This window comes from uncultured Mobiluncus sp. (assembly GCF_902488535.1).
In the GTDB taxonomy this organism is placed as follows: Bacteria; Actinomycetota; Actinomycetes; order Actinomycetales; family Actinomycetaceae; genus Mobiluncus.
Genome location: NZ_CABTWO010000017.1, coordinates 31,029 through 45,369, shown reverse-complemented (window position 1 = coordinate 45,369; position 14,341 = coordinate 31,029). Strand labels below are relative to the sequence as shown.

At 54.4% G+C, this 14,341-nt stretch carries 10 protein-coding genes and 1 tRNA gene; 1 reads left to right on the top strand and 10 read right to left on the bottom strand.

Annotated elements, in window-relative coordinates; genetic code table 11:
• Nucleotides 1-528, top strand: a 528-nt coding sequence (locus RDL66_RS07065; protein ID WP_308536150.1) for a histidine phosphatase family protein, incomplete at its 5' end; no start/stop codon positions are given.
• Here the strand turns inward: RDL66_RS07065 and RDL66_RS07060 are convergent.
• The 10 genes from RDL66_RS07060 to RDL66_RS07015 all read right to left on the bottom strand — a co-directional run bounded on the left by RDL66_RS07060 (nt 518) and on the right by RDL66_RS07015 (nt 14,195).
• Nucleotides 518-790: a hypothetical protein gene (locus RDL66_RS07060; protein ID WP_308536148.1), complete on the bottom strand. Its 273-nt coding sequence runs from the start codon at nt 788-790 to the stop codon at nt 518-520. The two genes, RDL66_RS07065 and RDL66_RS07060, sit on opposite strands and share 11 nt — an antisense overlap.
• Nucleotides 791-1,351: 561 nt before the next feature.
• A tRNA-Ala gene (locus tag RDL66_RS07055) sits at nt 1,352-1,424 on the bottom strand.
• A 581-nt stretch (nt 1,425-2,005) separates the two neighbouring features.
• The gene (locus RDL66_RS07050) at nt 2,006-7,018 is read right to left on the bottom strand and encodes an InlB B-repeat-containing protein (protein ID WP_308536146.1); all 5,013 of its coding nucleotides are present in this window, start codon (nt 7,016-7,018) and stop codon (nt 2,006-2,008) included.
• Between the two features lie 219 nt (nt 7,019-7,237).
• Nucleotides 7,238-8,794, bottom strand: coding sequence for an ATP-binding protein (locus RDL66_RS07045; RefSeq protein WP_308536145.1), 1,557 nt, complete (start codon nt 8,792-8,794; stop codon nt 7,238-7,240).
• A 42-nt stretch (nt 8,795-8,836) separates the two neighbouring features.
• Nucleotides 8,837-9,520, bottom strand: coding sequence for a winged helix-turn-helix domain-containing protein (locus RDL66_RS07040; RefSeq protein WP_297724265.1), 684 nt, complete (start codon nt 9,518-9,520; stop codon nt 8,837-8,839).
• A 28-nt stretch (nt 9,521-9,548) separates the two neighbouring features.
• Nucleotides 9,549-10,214 carry a phosphate signaling complex protein PhoU gene (gene phoU / locus RDL66_RS07035; RefSeq protein ID WP_308536142.1) on the bottom strand — a complete coding sequence of 222 codons (666 nt, stop codon included), beginning with the start codon at nt 10,212-10,214 and terminating at the stop codon, nt 9,549-9,551.
• Between the two features lie 85 nt (nt 10,215-10,299).
• On the bottom strand, nt 10,300-11,103 hold the full coding sequence (gene pstB, locus RDL66_RS07030; protein ID WP_308536140.1) for a phosphate ABC transporter ATP-binding protein PstB: 804 nt from the start codon (nt 11,101-11,103) through the stop codon (nt 10,300-10,302).
• 6 nt (nt 11,104-11,109) lie between these two features.
• On the bottom strand, nt 11,110-12,177 hold the full coding sequence (pstA, locus tag RDL66_RS07025) for a phosphate ABC transporter permease PstA (protein ID WP_308536138.1): 1,068 nt from the start codon (nt 12,175-12,177) through the stop codon (nt 11,110-11,112).
• On the bottom strand, nt 12,174-13,244 hold the full coding sequence (gene pstC / locus RDL66_RS07020; RefSeq protein ID WP_308536137.1) for a phosphate ABC transporter permease subunit PstC: 1,071 nt from the start codon (nt 13,242-13,244) through the stop codon (nt 12,174-12,176). Before pstC ends, pstA begins: the two co-directional genes overlap by 4 nt.
• Before the next feature lie 24 nt (nt 13,245-13,268).
• Complete coding sequence (locus RDL66_RS07015; protein WP_308536136.1) at nt 13,269-14,195, bottom strand: phosphate ABC transporter substrate-binding protein; 927 nt, start codon at nt 14,193-14,195, stop codon at nt 13,269-13,271.
• Nucleotides 14,196-14,341 lie beyond the last annotated feature (146 nt).

Below are 14,341 nucleotides of genomic sequence, written 5' to 3'. Positions count from 1 at the left end.
GCCAGAGACGCTGCAGCCGGGTTGGTTCGTTTTCCTTTCACAAGGGTGGTTTCCTCACCTTTAGGCCGCGCCCTCGACACCGCCCACGCGTTGGCCGACCGGCTCGGCTTGCCCGTCGAAGTCGACCAACGCCTGATGGAACGCGCTTTTGGGACTTGGGAAGGGCTCAACGCCACGGAAATCAAGGCGGGCTGGCCCGATGATTTCACCTCGTGGCGCGATTTCGGCGATCCCGACCCGGAAACCACCAAAGTGGAGCCGCGCCGCGAGGTTGGCTTGCGAGTGTCTCAGGCTTACCGCGACTGGGCTGACAAAATTGCTGATGGTGAAACCATCTTGTTTGTTTCCCACGGCTCTGCCACCACGCAGGGAATCGTGACTTTGCTGGGACATGACCCGGCTCAGTGGTACGGGCTGCGCGGTTTGGACAACTGCCATTGGGCGGTGGTTCAGTCCGAGCATCGCGCGCCATACTGGCGGATTGATTCGTATAACGTGGGCGTGTCGGATACCGCGGTTAAGGCGTAGTCGGCCGGGCGGCTAGCGCGTCTAGCATGTCTTGGTAGTATTCCTCGTCAAACACTGGTTCGAGTGCGAGGATTTCGTCAAGCAGTTCTGGGGGAATGGCATTTGGGTCATTCTGTACCACAGCGCTTATACCAGCCAGAGCAGTCAAAGTTCCGTCATACTTAATGGCGGTACACATGCCCGTAAACTCTTTTTCGCTGATTATCTTTTGCTCGTGCATATGCTGGAGAACCAAACGTATTTCCGCTTCGCCTTCATCCATGTGTAGCCCTCCAATCTGCAGAAAGTACTCACCTCTACTTTACCGCGGGAATGCTGTATTCTAACGTCTTAGCTCCGACTGAATTCGCCACGGCGATACTCGTGGTGTGTTCTACTGTTCCCAAGGGCGTTGGGGGAGGGCCTCACGTAACACGGCGCGAAACGTGGTACTAACGCAGGTTTCCTTATAACTGGCCTGGTTGCAGGGTATTTCGCGCTGAGCAAATGAGCGACAGTTCCAAGGTTGTGTTCTTTCACGGGGTTAGGTGAAACCCGGGACGCTTCCGGGCGCAGCTCTCTCGGGTTCGAATCCCCTATAGGGTTCTTAAATGTTTGAAAATCCGGGGACTTGTTGTCCTCGGATTTTCAAAATGTGGAGCATAGGGGATTCCACGATTTTCTGCGAAAATCGTGTCTCGCTCGGAATCTTCGATTCCTCGCGCTGGCACCTGAAAACGCTGTCGCGTTTTCGGGCGGTGCCAGCCCTCTCGGGTTCGAATCCCCTATCGGTTCCCTAAATGCCAAAATCGCGAAAACCAAAGGTTTCCGCGATTTCGTCACGTGGAGCATAGGGGATTCGAACCCCTGACCTCTTCCATGCCATGGAAGCGCGCTACCAACTGCGCCAATGCCCCGAAGTGCCTAAACAGTATATATAAACCGGGCGGTGACAGCAAATTAATGGCGTGCCTCACCTTTATCGACCGCACAAGGGGTGTGGGTGGGGTGCGGACGGGGGGAGGGAGCGTTGCGCGGGTCTGAATCAGAAGGGGGGTCGGTGGGGCGTAGGGTACGGCCGGGGGCAGGGGTGTCGCGCGCAAAGGCCAAGGGGGGTGCTGGCAGGGCAGGGAGTAAGGCCGGGGGGAGGGAGCGTTGCGCGCGCATGGATCAGAAGGGGGTGCTGGCGTATGTCCTAGACCAAGGGAGGGGTGTCGTTGTGGGTGAGGTGGGGGGTGCGGGCGGGGGCGAGGGGGCGTTGCGCGCGCATGGATCAGAAGGGGGTGCTGGCGGGGCAGGGGGTGCCACTCGCGCATGGGGCAAAAGGGGTGAGCTGGTGGGGTGTGGAGTAAGGCGTAGGCAGAGGGCGTTGCGTGCGCCTGGACCAAAAGGGGTGTGGACGGCGTCATGGAGGGCAGGCGCGGGTGGGTTGCGGCTGCCCGCCATGACGGCGCGACACCGGAGGTGTGCGCGTGGTTGTACGGCTCAGAGGTATGCCCTAGTCTTGGGCACGTTTCCGGTTGATTCGTAGCACTAAGGCACCGGTTAGGGTCAACAGAACCGCCGCATACAGGTAGAGCAGCGAATTGGCTCCGGTCGCGGGAAGTTTAGCCAAGTACGACTTGTCCTTATGGTCGGGACTGCTGGGCGCACTCGGCGAACCCGGCACAGCGGGGAATCCACTAGGTAAGCTCGGGGTTCCACCCGGTGTGCCAGGTGTACCGGGTGTGCCCGGGGTTCCCGGAGTCCCCGGTTTACCAGGTGTACCCGGTTTACCAGGTGTACCCGGTGTGGTGGGGTTAGGTGTTGGTTTGCCCGGGGTTCCAGGTGTGCCTGGGGTACCACCAGGTGTGCCCGGGTTTCCGCCCGGCTTACCCGGAGTACTGCTACGGGTAAATACTGGCTCGATAATCGTGTCTGCGGTGAACTTGTGACGCTTAGCAAAGTCATAAACTCCACCTGCAGCTTTATTATCATTTTGGGCAATCTGATCCGCTGTCCAGTGCTTGAAGCCGGAGGCGGCTTTTTCTTCAGGATCTATTGTCATTTCGGGGATATCTACCCAAGCCTTGGGGTTAACCCAGTAGGTCTTAGGTTTTAGACCCAGTTTAGTCGGGTTCACGGTCACCTTGACGTAGTTCCGAGTAGCGGTGTCCTTTAGTAGATTCACCAGGTCACCGCTAGGCCCGGTTGTGGCCGTTTTCAGCTGGTCAGGCATTTCGCCAGACGGCTTGGCCTCGTAGCGGTTCTTATAAACCCGAATCGGGACTGGCAATTCCCTCTCGGTTCCGTTCTTAAACAAAACTTTCGCCTTGAGTTTTATGACACGAACAGGTTCTTCCGTATCGGGCTTTCCGTTTTCCTTTACTAATTCGTAGATAGCATCACGGGTTGTGATTTCGCTGCCGTGTTCATCAAAGAGTTGAACAGTTGCGCCATCCGGTAAGTCCTTCCGCTCACCGTCTTCTTTTAGCCTAATAGATCCCTTTAGCGCTTCAAGAGTGGGCGCAAAATCATTGGTCCAAGTATTATTCGGATCCGCAAAGGATTCAGTGGTCACGACGCCGTCAGTGACGACGATAGGAGGCTCCTCAAACTGTGCGGTAAAGACGTAGGAAGCTTCGTCTGCTTTCTTAAGGACAGTTCCGGCAGGCAAGAGGATATTCTTATCCCACCTTGCGAAGCTATAGTTTTGATCCGGGGTGACGTAGTATTTACCAGTAACCGGATTAGCACCCTTTTCTTGAGGAACGGGAAGCTGATCCGACTTGGTGCCCTCCAAGACATCGTAAGTCAGTTCTTTGACGGAATTTCCATCTTTATCTGTAAAAGAGCCGCCATCGCTAGCCTTAAATGTCACTCTGACATAGCCTGTGGGTGTCTTACCAGTCTTTGGCACTTTGAGGATTCTCACGTCCTTATAATAGAAAGTGATTTCATCGGAACCGGTGCCGTTGATACCTTTGAATTCGTTGGTAGCTTCATCTACATCGTAAAAGAGCTGTTGCTGCGGCTTGGAGGTGAGCTTCCACCCTTTGATAGGCTTGTAGTTCCGAGCATCATAATGCCTGGCTTTACTCTCAACCCTCTCTTGGTCGAGGATGCGGTATTTATCAATAATTTTCTGCTTCTCAGCCGGGTCGTTGGTCTGTGCCAATTCAGCTTTGGCTCTTTCGTCCACGTAGTTAACCTTGTAGTTGCGGGTTCTAAATGGAACATAGAAGAAATGGAAGACATTGTTCTTATAATTGGGATTAGCAACCAACTTACCATTTTTCATGATCTTCTTTGGTTCGACCCGAAGCACTTGGAAATAGCCGTTATTAAATCCTAGGCGACCGTTATATTCATTATAAAGATCCTTGACCTTCTGATCTGGGGAATTTTCCAGTCCACCATGGGCAGCAAGAAGCCAGTCATCGTTTTGTGCAGCGAATGTTCGTACTAATTGGCCAGCACGTTGGTTCGGAATAGTTCTTGATATAGGGTTACGTTTCAGAGTTTTTTCAATATGGTATCCTTTGTCCAAGTAGTGGTGGTAAACAGTTACGTTTTCCAAGTTATTCGGAACCCAGATAGCCTTCAGATAAATCGGAGCCACCACATCGTTGCCGAAGCCATACAGTTCGGGAACGCGGTGAGTGGTGGTGTCCAACTCATCAGTGTAGTTGCCGTATTTGTCCTTCTTGTAATGCAGAACCTCCCAGCCACTAAAGCTATAGCCCTTCTTGGTCGGTTTGGCATTGCCTTGAAGTTCTACGAGCTTTTGGCGATGCAGGACGGTGAAAATTTGCTTGTCACCTTCATTAGCTTTTTTGACCGGGTAGGTGACGTTTTGTTTTTGACCAACGTCGCCCTCAGAGATAGTTTTTGTTCCCGTGGCTACCGTTGTGTCACTGATAGCAGGCAGCTTCCCGCCGTCGGGATCAAAGGTAACCTTCCACTTGAAGTCCTGCTCCTCCCAAATGGCGTAGAGGACAAGGGCATGGTGCGGCATGGTTTCATTGTTAGTTGAAACCATTTTCAGCCCGGCAGGGTCTAAAGCCCAGCCCTTGAATACCTTATTAGGCGCGAGTCCCTTTGGCCTTTTGATGCGAGTTTTTCCATCGCTATCCGTTTCTAAGAGATCAGTTAGACCCAGGTTCGACAAAGAATTAACATCATCGAGTCTCAGCTCCTTTAAAGGCTTTTGATAAAAGATTTTTGTTTGTTCTTTTGTGGTATATTCACTGTCGCCCTTTACTTTCGTGGGGTCGGTGTTGAAACGTAATGGATACTGAATGCGTTTGTAATGAAAGCGAATATAACCATTTGTTTCAAATGCGTCGCCGAATTCTGGGTCGCCAAATTCATCGGCGCGATTAAAGAAAGTATGCATAAATTGTATTTGACCCTTGTGAAGTGTATTTCCATAGATGTCCTCTATCTCTCCATCCGGAAAAGGTGTTGTGGCATTCCGCTCATCGTTAATTCCTTTAAGTTCATCTGCGGTCAGCTGTTCCGAAACTACACCGCCTGGCTCGTAGGGTTCAAAGCCTTGGATAACCGGAGGTTTATGTCGATAGGTGGTACTATTTGTATCAGACTTGCTTCTATAAAGGTCGTAGTCTATAATTTTCTTACTGCTCAGGCTTGGATTTTCTTCGAAGCCATCCATCCAAAAATCCATGTGGTGAGGAATCGGAATACTGCCTTCTCGGGTACCACCTCGTTGCTCGATACCAAAGGAAAGCGTCGTGAAAGTTTTTGGATCAGCGTTCAAATTAGCCTGTATTTTGACACTTTTGCCAGCATCAATTTCGCTGGTGTAGCCGCCATAATAATCATCGGAGTGTTCTATGTCTACGAACTCTTTAGCCGATAGCCGGTAGGGAGGAGTGTCGCGGTATAGCCAATGTGGTTTTGTGAAGTTCGGCCCCCACCCAAAACTTTGCTTGTCTTTATCAAATCCCTTGGTTTCTAAGGCGTCATTCGGCCACTCTACCATGCGCTGGTTAAATCTGGCTTTGAAGTGGTAGGGGTCTCCTGGTCCCCCTAATTTTTCGCCATATCGCCAAATTTCAGGATAGAAAGAATCCTTCTCAGTGTTGGATTTCGTAAAGTACAGGTCATAGACCTGCCGGTCGTAATAGATGTTATAGACGGTCTTACCGGTAGCGGAAACAGTTTTATCAGCGTTTCGTTCATCCGTTAACGTCTTATTGTAGGTGTAAAACTTATTGAGATATAGGAACTTGCCTCGATAAAATTTATCACCCTTCCAAATTTTATCTAAACGAGCTTGATCCAAATCGGGGAATGCCAGGCCATTTACTGGCTCATCCTCTAGTTTCGGGCGGGAGCCCACTTTCTGGTCCTTGTACACGCGAGTGCCCATGAATTCGTACTTATCCACCCGCTTAGCGTCCGCAGGGTGGTCAGCTTTTTCCGTCCAGAATTGAATCGCATAATCCGCTTTCTCTTTATCCTTCCAGACAGCGGTAAACTTTACATTACTAGCCGGCAGTATGAGTTTGGCATCCAGTTTCTTGATCGCGTTTCCGGAGTCATCTTTCATGAGTTGCCCCGCCGGAAAAGTAGTTTTCGTTCCGTTCACGGTGCCTTCAAGTTCCACAGAGGGCGTCCAGCCCACAAACGTCCCCCCAATTTTGGTGGGGACATCAGAATCCGCAAGCGGAGGAATAACTTGTCCATAGTAGAGGGTACGAGCCGGAATCGACGTGCCATCAACCGTGTTGTATGTGACATCAAAATGGGCAAGGTTGTACCGTTGGTCTACGATAATCGAATCTTTCGCAATCACAACTTTCATGTCCGTTTTTTCAGGCACAAAACCTTCTGTTTTTTTGTCAGGTAAAGGCTTGATAGGAACAAGGTCACCAACATTACCCGTTACCTTGGTGATAATGTCTTTTGTCTCGCCGGGCTTTTTGCCGTAACTACTGAAATCTTTTAAGTCTTGGAACACGTGCCTGACTTGAATGCTCCCGGATACTCCTTGATACAAGTACTCTTTGAGAGCATTGTGTGTGATACCATACTCAGGGTCGCCCGATTGTTTTCCCGCTTTTGCGGCATCAACAATTCCTTGATAGGTGATTTTGTAGTCGTTGATTGTACTACCACCGTCTTTTGGTTTGTCATAGCCTGCGAAATCGGGGAGCGTAATCGTCTTGCTAACCTTGCCTTTTTCAGCTGGGGTAGCGGCTTCTCCTACCGTTGCGACATAGGGTTGGTAGTTAATCTCTTTTTTACTATTCCCATCTTCACCTACTCTGGTAACTTTGTAGTCGTTACGCAAGGTGTAAATATCTGGCTGCGCCGGATTCTTTATGAATTCCTCCGCAGTTTTATCCGCTGGCACCTTTACCGGCTCCGCGGGGAGGGAGCCTGCATGGGTGCTGGTTTCAGCGGCGCCAGCCTCTAAGGGTGAGGAAAGAATCATCGCCCCGGGCAGTACTAGAGCCACTGCCAGTAGCCAAGACACGGTTTGCTTTACGGAAACTCTCATGGGGACTCCCTAATCTTTGAGCGAAACATTCAGTTTAGAAAGCTAAATGTTTTCCAGTTTAATCTCCACATCTCTGAGGAAAACTACCGAACCAAGTGTATCTGACACGACCCGGAAAGACCAGCTTACACACACTTTTAACTATGACAAGCACCAGAAAGTAGTGACATGGGCACCACGCGTCAGTGGCCATGTCTGTCACGCTAAGCGGAGCCGGATTCAGGCCGCGTCCGGGAAGGTCACTTCGATGCGCGTGCCCTGGCCCGGGGTAGAGTTCACCGTGATTTCCGCCGAGTGCAGGATGGCGGCGTGCTTAACGATAGAGAGCCCCAAACCGGTACCCCCGGTCTGTCGCGAATGGGACTTATCCACCCGATAAAACCGCTCAAACACGCGTTCCTGGTCCTCATAAGGAATCCCGATACCCGTGTCGGTCACGACCAGCTGGGGCCTGCCCAGGTGCGTCCCCGCCCAAACGTTCACCTCGCCACCCTCGCGATTGTACTTGATCGCGTTGTCTACCAGGTTATACACCATCTCACCCAGGAGCGGCTCCACCCCGGTGAGCGTCGTGTGCGAACCGGAGAGGGTCAGCTTCACATCGAAAGACGCGGCACGAGGCTGCAGCCGCTCCACCACCGTGCGGCACAAATCAAACAACTCGACCTCCCCCGCTTCTGACGGCAGACCACCCTCGTCCAGCCGAGACAGCTCCATGATGTCGCCAATCAGGTCCAGCAGGCGGGAGGACTCCTGGTGAATACGCTCGGCAAAACCCGGAATGTCCTCGTCTTTCACCAAACCGTTGCGGATAATCTCGGCATATCCAGAGATGGAGGTCAGCGGGGTTTTCAACTCGTGAGACACGTTAGCGGAAAACTCGCGGCGAGAACGCGCGGCCGCTTCCTTATCCCGATTCTGATGTTCCAGACGTTGCAGCAGCGGCAAGAACTCGGGGTAAATCGGGACCGTTTCGTGGTCCTTGCCGTAGGCCTGGAGCATAGCGTGGGGCAGGGGGGGCTCCGCCGACTCAGAATGGCTCGGCTCGTCTTCCGGTTTCGTGTCGGTGTAGGCTCCCGAACCGAAGACCCCGCCGCCGCCGAAAACGCTGGAGTTTCCGAACACCCCGGTGTGCCGCCCAATCTCGGGCAGCCGGTCGCGGTCATAAGGAGTGCCCGAGAGCGGATGGTTCAGGTCAATCTGTTCCAGCGGCTCGACGATGAGGCGGGCCTGACGCCGTGCAATCAGGAAAGACAGCCCGAACACACCTAGGGCAATGCCGCCCAAAATTGGCAACCCAGACAGGGCCGTGGCATAAAACGTGCGGACGGGACGCGCCACCCGGACGATTTTGCCCGACGGGATAGCCCGCGCGTAGTAGCACATATCCTCACTGAGAGTGTCAGAATCACGCACCACGATATCGGAGCCCAACCCGTGCGCTTTGCGTTTATTGGCCGAGACAATCTCAGGCCGGCTCGCGTGGTTAGCCATCTGAGCGGCGGGAACTTCGGAATCATAGAGAACCTCACCGTCACTGGCTACCAAGGTCAGGCGAACCCCGGGGGTCTGACGGTGAAAGTCGGTGAGCATCTGGGTCTGAATATCATCGGTATGGTGTTCCAGGCTCAGCGCCAACAGGTCGCCCTCTTCGGTCAGGGCATCCAAAATGTTGGTGCGATTGACCCCATAAAAGAACACGACAGAGCCGACATAAGCAAGCACCAGAGCTATGGCGGAAATACCTGAGATAGCCCCCAGGATCTTGCGTCGCATGAAATCTCCCTTGATTCGGTGGCGGCTGGGCTAAGAGCGCCTTTATTCGGAAATCTTATATCCAACGCCGCGCACGGTCTGAATGTGTTTCGCGGCCGCGCCGAGTTTCTTGCGCAGCGTGCGAATATGCACGTCAACCGTGCGTGTCTCGCCGTGGAAACTGTATCCCCAGATGGAATCCAGCAGTTTGTCGCGGGAAAACAAAATCCCCGGCTGGCTCATGAGTTCCTCCAGTAGCTGGTACTCCTTTAGAGTCAGTTTCACCTCTCGGCCCTCAACAGCGACCGTGTGGCGGGGAAGGTTTAGGTCAATAGTGCCGATGGTGAGGATTTCCTCATCCTCAGCAGCGGGGTCGGCGGGTCGAGACACGCGGCGCAACACTGCCCGGACTCGTGACACCAGTTCCATCATGCCAAACGGCTTGGTTATGTAGTCGTCCGCACCCAGATCCAAGGACTTGACCTTGTCGAACTCGGCGCCTTTCGCCGTGACCATGATGACCGGAATGCCCTCGGTTTCCGGGTTGGCCCGAATCCGACGCAAAATCTGGATGCCATCAACGCCAGGCAACATAATGTCCAACAGAATCATTTCCGGGAGCAGCTGTGCCATCGCTTCGCGAAATTCCCGATAATCAGCGAAACCCCGAGCGGTAAAACCGGTGGAACCGAGGGTGTAAACAACCAGATCCCGAATGTTGAGGTCGTCCTCGACAAAATAAATCACACTCCCATTATTCCAGGGAGCGCCCGATTCAGGCGGATTTTGTGTCGAAGATGACATCGTGTACCCCCGTAATTGCGAAATCCACCCACTCAGCGATGTTCGTGGCGTGGTCGCCGATACGTTCCAAGTATTTGGCAATCATGATGACGTCGATAGCCTTTTGGGCGTCCGCCGCGTCAGCATGCACAATGAAATCAATCATCTCGGTGGCGACCTCATCGAACATCCGGTCTACCGCGTCGTCCGCCGCTTGGGTGGCGGTAGCCAAAGCTAGGTCGCGGTCGACAAAAGACTTCACTGCGTCGTGGACCATCTCGGCAGTTTTCGCCGCCATTTGAGGGATTTTGGGGAATCCTCGCACCAGGGACATATCCGTAGACTTCACGATTTCCGCAATGTCTGCGGCCTGGTCGCCGATACGCTCCATGTCGGTAATCATTTTGAGAGCGGCGGAAACCTGGCGTAAATCCCCGGCCACCGGTTGCTGTTGCAACAGCAATTTCAGGCACAAGTGCTCAATGTCCCGCTCCATCTGATCGATTTGGGCATCAGCCCGGATCACTTCACGGGCGATTTCATCGCTGGAACTGGACAGAGCCACCATGGTCTGACTGATGGCCTGTTCGCAGAGCTCTCCGGTCTCAACCAGCATTTCGTTGAGCTGCATGAGTTGTTGATCGAATCGGGAACGCATTACCTCTCTACTTTCTGTTTCATAACTCAAAACTTTTTTCCCTGACGTACCCCGCGGAATCTGCCGGGCGCGCGAAACCACGGTGTTAGCTGAACCGACCCGTGATGTAGTCCTCGGTGCGCTTGTCCGAAGGCACGCTGAACAGAGTTTCCGTATCGTTGTACTCCACCAGTTCGCCCAGCAGGAAGAACGCCGTGTTGTCGGCGATGCGCGAAGCCTGCTGCATATTGTGGGTCACAATCACGATGGTGTAATCCCGAGCCAGATCCACGACCAGTTCCTCAATCTTGGAGGTAGAAATCGGGTCGAGAGCGGAGGTCGGTTCGTCCATCAAGATAACGTCCGGTTCGGTAGCCAAAGCGCGGGCGATGCACAGACGCTGCTGCTGACCACCGGAAAGTCCCACGGCGGACTTTTGCAAGCGATCCTTTAGCTCGTCCCAAATCGCGGCTTGACGCAGGGAACGTTCCACGATGTCGCTCAGTTCCCGATGATTGCGGATACCGTTGATGCGCGGCCCGTAGGCGATATTGTCAAAGACCGACTTGGGGAACGGGTTAGGCTGCTGGAACACCATGCCCACCCGCTTGCGCAGGGCGATGGCATCCATATCCTTGAAAATATCCGCGCCGTCGAGCAGTACCTGTCCGGTGATGCTGACGCCCTTGACCAGGTCATTCATCCGGTTCAAGGTTTTCAGGAAGGTCGACTTGCCGCAGCCGGAGGGGCCAATCAAAGCCGTAATCCGATGAGGCAAAATGTCGATGTTGACTCCCTTGAGAGCCTCGAAGTCGCCGTAATGCAGGTGCAGGTCACGTGCGGAAAACTTGGCGGTGGTGGAAATTTTGGGCGCTGCGGGGGACTCCAAAACGTTAGTTTGCCCAGTCATGAGTGGTTATTCCTTTCCTTTAGGGTGGAAACGGTCGGTGAAGTTCGACGCGTCAATAGTCGGTTCGGCATGGTTCACCGTGTCGGTAGTGGGGACGGGAGTGTCGGAGTTAGCCTTACGCCACTTGCCTTTGCCGCCCTTGGGAGCCTGGTCAGACAGGCCCGCCAGGCTGGCGTGAACCCGCTTGGTGATGGTGCGAGCCAAAATCGAGAACAGGAGGGCAATCAGCACCAGCACCGCGGCAGAGAAGTTAGCGATGTCCACCGCGTTTGGTTCCACCGCTTCGGTACGCATCGCCCACACATGCAGCGAAAGGGTTTCGCCGGGACGCATGGGGTTGAACGCGTTGGTGGGGGAGGTAATGTCTGTGGAGGACCAGTTGATGTTGGTGGACATACCGGCGGTGTAGAGCAGGGCGGCAGCCTCCCCGAAACCACGCTCTGCTGCCAGCACCACCCCTGTCATCAGGTGGGGGAGGGCCGCCGGGAGCTGCACCCGCACGATGGTGGTCCAGTGGGTGGCGCCCAAGGCCGCCGAACCATATTTCAGGTCCGAGGGCAGTGCCCGGAGAGCCGACTCGGTGGACGTGGTGACCAAGGGCAGATTCAGAATCGAAACCGCCAAAGCGCCAGCCAGCAAGTTCCACTGTTGGCCCACCATGAGGATAAAGACCAAGTAACCGAACAGGCCGACCACGATGGAGGGCAGGGAGGACAACGACTCGATAGAGATGCGGATGAACCCGGTCCAGCGATTTTCTGGAGCGTATTCAGCCATGTAGATTCCGGCGGGAACACCGAGGGCGACGGAAACAATCAGGGACAAAAACACCAGGTAAACGGTGTTGAACACCTGGTTCATGATGCCGTCACGGCTGAAACTGAGGAACACGGGGTCAAAACTCAGCAGGCCGCGAACCACGATGTAGGCCGCCAGCGCCACAATCAACATCAGGAAGAAACCCCCGATAGCGCCAAAGACACCGGTCATCAGGTTGTTGACGCTCTTGGCACGGCGAATACGGTGTTCCATCTGGGCGGAAAGACCCGAAGCGGTAGTCGTAGCGGTACTCATTGATTCTGCTTCCTTTCCGCGCCGATGATGTGGATCACAAAGATAAAGAACATCGAGATGAGGAACAGCAGCAAAGCCATGGTCCACAGCGCCGAGTTGTGTTCCCCGCCGTTGGTGGTGTTGCCCATGTCGGCGGTAATCGCCGTGGTCAGCGAACTGGTCGGAGAGAGGATGTCTGCGGGCAAGGCGCGAGTCTTGCCGATGACCATCGCGACCGCCAGAGCTTCGCCAAAAGCCCTGGCCAGACCGAGGATAATGCCGGTCAAAATGCCCTTCTTGGCCGCGGGCAGGACAATGTGGTAAATCGACTGCCAGCGGGTAGAACCCAAGCCGTAGGCCGCCTCGCGATAATCGTAAGGAACCGCGGTAATCGCGTCGGCGGAAACAGTGGTGATGGTCGGGAAAATCATGACCGCCAGGACGATGCCCGCCGCTAGGACCGAATAGCCGCCCAGGGGGGCGTGAAAAAAGTCACGAATAAATGGCACCAGGACGGTCAAGCCGACCCAGCCGTAAACCACGGAAGGGATGCCGAGGAACAGTTCCACCGCGGGACGGAACAGGCGCTCACCCGCGCGGGGAGCAATCTCTGTAATGAACACGGCGGCTCCCAACGCGAAAGGCGTAGCGATGGCCAGGCCCAGGAAGCAGGTCATCAGCGAACCCAGAATAAAGATGAGGGCGCCGACGCTGCCGCGCAGAGTCAAGTCCGGGCTGTCCTGCGGTTCCCAGTTCGGGGAAAACAGGAATTCCCCCACCGTGTGCTGGAACGCGGTAAAGGTGAAAGAACCTTTGTACAGCAGGAACAGGCCAATAACGACCGTTAGCACAATCAGGAAAACACCCGCAATCGCCACGGCAGAACCGCCGATTTTGTTTGCCAAACGGAAACGTTTGTCCGCCCCGCTCGAGTCGAACCGCGGCCGGGCCAGAGATGGATCCGCCGCGGAATTACGCGCCTGCGGGAGCGCTGAATCTGTGGATTCAAGACGAGTGGACACGTTAGGTTCAGTCATCATTGTTTCCGTCGATTCAGGCTCCCGCACCGAAGAAGCTGTGGTAGCCATTTGTTCAGTTGCGCCTGAGCCTCTTTAGGCCGCGGGGTCAGGGTGAGAAGCGGTGGCTTCCTTGGACATCTTAGAAGACACGCCGTAGCCCATCTTTTCCAGGTCGCCAGCGAACTTGTCGCCCATCATGTAGTCAAGGAACGCCTTGGTTACTTCATCAGGCTCACCCTTGGTGTACATGTGCTCGAAGCCCCACACCTTGTATTTGCCGTTGTAGGTATTTTCCAAGGTCGGTTCCACGCCGTCGATAGCGACGGGCTGAACTTCGTCCTTGCCAGCCAGGTAGGACAGCGCCACGTAGCCGATAGCGCCCTTGTTCTGGGTCACGGTCTGGAGCAGAGTACCGGAGTCGTCGGTCTCGAGGGACTGGTTGGAGGCTTCCTCGGCACCGTTCAGCGCCCAGGTCTTAAACAGGGCGCGAGTACCGGAGGAGGACGGGCGGGTGACCAACACAATCTTTTCGTCCGGGCCGCCAACTTCTTTCCAGTTTGTGGTCTTGCCGGTAAAGATGTCGGTCAACTGGGCGGTAGTGAGGTCTTTCACACCCAAATCCTTGTTGACCACCGGAGCCATCGTGATGGTGCAGACCTTGTGGTCGACCAAGTCGGCGGCCTGGGTCGCATCGAGCTTCTCAGAAGCGAAAACGTCAGAGTTACCGATGTTTACGGAACCGGCCGCAACCTGCTTGAGACCCTCACCGGAGCCGCCGCCGTTCATCGTGACGGTCACATCGGGGTTGTCTTTCATGAAAGCATCGGCCGCGGCTTTTGCCAGGGGCAGCAGCGCGGAGGAGCCGGAACCGGTGACGGTGCCGCTCAGGGTCGAAGTCGGTTCACTGGACTCGGTGTCAGTACCGGAAGCGGCCTTATCGCCACCGCCCCCGCAGCCGGTCAGCAGAGACATGGAAAGCAAACCAGCGCCAAAAATTGCGCCAATACGAGAGATTTTCATTGTGTTCCTTTCATACATCGAACTTTTACTCCCAAGTCAGATAGTAAGAAAGGATTGTTAAGGCTAGCGCGGGGCAGATGTTAAGAATACGTAAAACAATTTTACTTTACGGTTGTTACCCTATTGCTTTACGATTACATGGATTT